The organism is Oleiphilus sp. HI0086 (assembly GCF_001635225.1).
Genome location: NZ_LWFZ01000958.1, coordinates 1 through 5,182 on the forward strand (window position 1 = coordinate 1; position 5,182 = coordinate 5,182).

Annotated in this window: 4 protein-coding genes; 3 read left to right on the top strand and 1 reads right to left on the bottom strand. The window is 47.7% G+C overall.

Annotated features, from left to right (window positions below):
* A partial coding sequence (locus A3756_RS17145; protein ID WP_156490556.1) for a TetR/AcrR family transcriptional regulator occupies window positions 1-387 on the bottom strand: 387 nt, incomplete at its 3' end.
* Window positions 388-603: 216 nt separating this feature from the next.
* Here A3756_RS17145 and A3756_RS17150 point away from each other — a divergent pair.
* The 3 genes from A3756_RS17150 (at window position 604) to A3756_RS17160 (ending at window position 5,025) form a co-directional block, all read left to right on the top strand.
* Entirely contained in the window at window positions 604-2,394 is a 1,791-nt protein-coding gene (locus A3756_RS17150) for an acyclic terpene utilization AtuA family protein (RefSeq protein WP_068554051.1), read from the top strand.
* A 12-nt stretch (window positions 2,395-2,406) separates the two neighbouring features.
* Window positions 2,407-3,285, top strand: coding sequence for an SDR family oxidoreductase (locus A3756_RS17155; RefSeq protein WP_068508579.1), 879 nt, complete (start codon window positions 2,407-2,409; stop codon window positions 3,283-3,285).
* A 123-nt stretch (window positions 3,286-3,408) separates the two neighbouring features.
* On the top strand, window positions 3,409-5,025 hold the full coding sequence (locus tag A3756_RS17160; RefSeq protein WP_068554053.1) for an acyl-CoA carboxylase subunit beta: 1,617 nt from the start codon (window positions 3,409-3,411) through the stop codon (window positions 5,023-5,025).
* Window positions 5,026-5,182: the final 157 nt, after the last annotated feature.

A 5,182-nucleotide genomic window follows, 5' to 3' on the forward strand; every position in this document is an offset into this window, starting at 1 on the left:
TCTTTGGTTTCCTTCGTTTAGGCTACGCCATTCATAGACTAGAACAGACATCGCATCCCCGGTAACACCCGTGATGGCTTCGATCTCACAAGTAATTAATGCAAGAACTTCTTCTTTGGCCGAACTTGCTGCAGCGAGTTTGGTACGCATCAGGTGCGTATTATAGATAATCACCTCTTCCATCACTGCTTTAAGTATCTCTTCTTTGGTTTTGAAATGGTGAAAAATACTGCCTGATTGAATACCCACGGCCGCCGCAAGGTCTCTCACTGTCGTGCGTTCATAGCCTTTCACTCGAAATAGTCTAGCAGCCTCAATTAGTAATCTGCCTTTAGCACTTTTTGGATCTGTCATCAGACCTTCTTTTATTAACTCTTTACCATTCATAATTTTTTACACCTATTACAAAAAGACAGAATAGCCTACACACAAGGAAGTTCGGGCTATTTGACCAAGTGCTTGCTTGAGCATTATTTCAGATAAACATCATAACGCAAAATACAGGGTTTACAAACCAAGCGCTTGCTTGGTAAAGTTGACTTGGTGATAGCGTTCCAAATGATTAGAACAACAGACGTTTAATTAGTGAAACAGGTAAACATCATGGCAAGAAGCAGCATACGCATTGGCTGCGCCTCAGCATTTTGGGGCGATACAGAAACCGCAGCAGCTCAGCTAGTTGAGAAAGGTAATATTGATTACCTTGTCTTTGATTATTTAGCCGAGATCACTATGTCTATTATGGCCGGACAAAAAATGAAAGACCCCAATGCCGGCTACGCCTCGGACTTTGTCGAAACCGCTATGGGTCCCTTACTTAAAACAATAAAAACCAAGGGCATCAAAATCATCAGCAACGCTGGCGGCGTTAACCCGCAAGCCTGTGTCGCTGCACTTGAAAAGGTAGCTGAATCCACGGGCCTTGAGTTGAAAATTGCCATGGTCGATGGCGACAACGTACTACCGAAAAAGTCTCACTATGCCAAGCAAGGCGTTAAAGAAATGTTTACCGGTGCAGATATGCCACCAATGTTTGTTAGCATGAATGCCTATTTAGGAGCGCCCGGTATAGCCGTCGCGCTAGATTCTGATGCTGATATCGTTGTCACAGGTCGTGTTGTCGATAGTGCCGTCGTGTTGGGTGCGATGGTTCATGAGTTTGGCTGGGCCTGGAATGACTACGACAAACTGGCACAAGGCAGCTTGGCCGGTCATATCATCGAATGTGGTGCCCACTGTACCGGTGGCAATTTCACTGATTGGGAACTCGTTAAAGATGATTTTGCTGATATGGGCTTCCCTATTGTTGAAATTAAGGACGATAGTTCCTTCTTTGTCACCAAGCCAAAAGATACAGGTGGTTTAGTTTCTGAAGCAACCGTTGCAGAGCAATTGGTTTATGAGATCGGTGACCCTAACGCTTACCTATTACCCGACGTTACTTGCGACTTTACACAAGTCAGATTAAAGCAAGACGGCGCCAATATCGTCCAAGTGTCAGGCGCACTAGGCCGAGCACCGAGCGATCAATACAAGGTATCAGCAACCTGGCGAGACGGTTTCAAGTGCACCGTCACCTTCTTGTTAGCCGGAATCAACGCAAAAGCGAAAGCCCAAGCCGTGGCTGAAGCGATTCTTGAAAAGACTAGCCATATGATCGAGGCTAAGGGCTTGAAGGCCTATTCGGAAAAAAGCATTGAGTTACTGGGCACCGAAACCACTTACGGTGAACAAGGCGCATCTGACCAGTGCCGTGAGATCGTGGTAAAAATATCTGTTGCTAGCCCTGATAAGAAGTCTCTGGTTTTATTTTCCAAAGAGATCGCACAGGCTGCAACAGGCATGGCGCCGGGCATCACCGGTATCGTTGGTGGTCGGCCAACGGTATGGCCTAAGATCCGTTTATTCTCCTGCCTTGTGCCTAAAGCCGACTTGGATGTGAGCGTCAAACTCGGTGAAGAGTCCATTCCTGTATCAATTGATAGCGAAACGTCTTTCGTAGGAGCTGAAGCGACTCAGAATAAAACAACTTTAGGCGAAAACTGTAATAGCTACGTTCCGTTAATCAAACTTGCTTGGGCTCGAAGTGGCGACAAGGGCAATCATTCCAATATCGGTGTCATCGCGCGCTCTGAGGAATACCTGCCCTATATTCGTGAAGCTTTAACTGAAGACTTCGTTGCTGAATACATGTCACATACGCTTGACCCAGAACATGGCAAGGTCAATCGTTGGGACCTTCCCGGCATCAATGCCGTGAACTTTTTACTCGAAAACAGCCTAGGTGGAGGTGGCGTTGCTAGCTTGCGCATTGACCCTCAAGGCAAAGCTTTCGCACAACAATTATTACAAGCTGCCATCCCTGTTCCTCAGGCCTTGGCCAATAAACTGTAGGTAAGATAAATCATGAGTCACCCTTATCAATCAATCTTCAGAGATGACCTATACCAAGACAAAGTATTTATCGTAACGGGCGGCGGCAGCGGCATTGGCCGTTGTACCGCTCATGAGCTAGCAGGGCTTGGCGCGCATGTCATCATTATTGGTCGTAAGCAAGAAAAGCTGGATGCTGTGGTTGCTGAAATCATCGAAGATGGTGGCAGTGCTGAAGGTTTTTCTTGCGATATTCGCGAAGAAGATATCGTCAAAGAAACGGTTAATGAAATCGTTAAGAAACACCCTGTGATATCGGGTTTAGTGAACAATGCAGGCGGTCAGTTCCCTGCCCCACTTACCGGTATTAACCAGAAAGGTTGGGAAACGGTGGTACGCACCAATCTAACCGGCGGCTTCTTGATGGCTAAAGAAGTGTATCTGCAAAGTATGAGTAAGCACGGCGGATCAATTGTCAATATCGTCGCTGATATGTGGGGTGGTATGCCAGGCATGGGGCACTCCGGTGCAGCCCGCGCAGGCATGGTGAACTTCACTCAAACGGCTGCCGTTGAATGGGCAGCGTCAGGCGTTCGTGTTAATGCTGTCGCACCGGGCTGGGTGATCACCAGCGGCATGGATACTTATCCTCCAGCCATGAAGCCTTGGATTCTAGGTTTAAAAGATGCTATTCCATTGAAACGTATGGGAACCGAAGCGGAAATAAGCTCCGTGATCTGCTTTTTGCTAAGTGAAGGGGCAAATTTTATTAGTGGTGACTGTATTCGTATTGATGGTGCCGCCTCACAAGGAGGCCGCGTTGCACCGCTACCCAGAGCGAATAACTCTGAGTCTTATGATGGCTTCCATCGCGCAGAGCTTCCCAAAATTTTCCAAGAGGAAGAAGAATAAATCCCCCTCTCTCGTCATTCCGGCAGTGTCTAAGCCGGAATCCATAACGATAGCGGGGCATGAATAAACATGCTACCCGATTAAATATTTCGGGAATGGCATCAAAATAATACGGATACTTAAATGAGTATATTAGAGACAAGCATCGAAACTTCGTCTGAAGAGTTCCAGGCAAATGCCGAAGCCATGCAAGGCTATATTAACGAGTTTCGTAACGTTGAAAATAAAGTCGTAGAAAAAGAAAATCAAGCGAAGGAAAAGTTCATAAAGCGCGGTAAATTGTTACCGCGTGAACGTATCAATATGCTGTTGGATCGTGGCGCTCCTTTCCTTGAAGTGAGCAGTCTCGCTGGCTACAAGATGCACGATGATAAAGATGGTTCCATGGCCGGTGGCGGCATTATCGCGGGCATTGGGTATGTTGCAGGCATTCGCAGCATGATCATCGCCAGTAACAGCGCCATCAAAGGCGGAACGATTTCTCCTGCTGGTCTAGACAAGACGCTACGTTTACAGGAAATCGCCAAACTGAATAAGCTGCCTATCGTGACACTGGCAGAAAGCGGCGGCGCTAACTTGAACTACGCAACCGACATATTTGTGCAAGGTGCTCGCGGCTTCGCAAATCAAGCACGCTTGTCAGCGCAAGGTATTCCACAATTCACAGTGGTACATGGTAACGCAACGGCTGGTGGCGCCTATCAGCCTGGCTTATCGGATTACACGGTCGTAGTGAAAGACAAAACCAAAATGTTCTTGGCTGGCCCTCCACTACTTAAAGCCGCTACCGGAGAGATCGCAAGCGATGAAGAGTTAGGCGGCGCAGAAATGCATGCGCAAGTTGCCGGTACTGCTGAATTCCTCGCAGAAGACGATGCCGACGGCATTCGGATGATTCGTGACTTAATGAAGAGCGTTCCTTGGAATGAGCAGCTTCCAGCTAAGCCATCTAAAGAGTGGCAAGAACCTCTTTTCGGCCCAGAAGAGCTAATTGGCGTTGTACCAGCAGACAGCAAGCACCCCTACGATGTCCGCGAAATCATTGCCCGTATTGCTGACTCGTCCGATTTTGTTGACTTCAAACCAGAATTCGACAAACAAACCGTTTGTGGCTTTTTGAAAATTCAAGGTCATGCTTGCGGCATCATTGGTAACAATGGCCCGATCACGCCCGAGGGCGCTGCCAAAGCGGCTCAGTTCATCCAACTATGTGAACAGTCCAACACCAGTTTATTGTTCTTCCATAATACCACCGGTTTTATGGTTGGCACGCACTCAGAGCAACACGGTGTCATTAAGCATGGTTCTAAAATGCTACAAGCGGTAGCAAATACCACTGTAGCTAAGCTCACTATCGTCGTTGGCGGTTCCTATGGCGCGGGTAACTATGCCATGTGTGGTCGAGGTCTTGACCCTCGCTTCATCTTCGCTTGGCCGAACAGCAAAACAGCCGTTATGGGCGGCGCACAGGCCGGTAAGGTATTGCGAATCGTCACAGAAGCAAAACATGCAAAAATGGGTAAAGAAGCTGATCCAGCCATGCTCGATGTTATCGAGAAAGCGACTGCAGATAAATTGGACGAGGGTTCAACAGCCTTGTTTGGCACCGCTCGCCTATGGGATGACGGATTAATCGATCCGCGCGACACGCGCAAGGTGTTGGCATTCCTCTTAGATATTTGTGAGGAAGCCAATATGCGTGAACTAAGACCCAGCTCTTTTGGCGTAGCGCGTCTATAAGATGTAAAGCAAAAACTACCAGGTCATTCCCGCGTAGGCGGGAATCTATTGTTTTAGAGCTAAGCCACATAGGTTGATGAATACTAAGAACAGACTGAATATAAAACTAGACAATGGATCCCCGCTTGCGCGGCGATGACGCTGAGTCCGACTATAT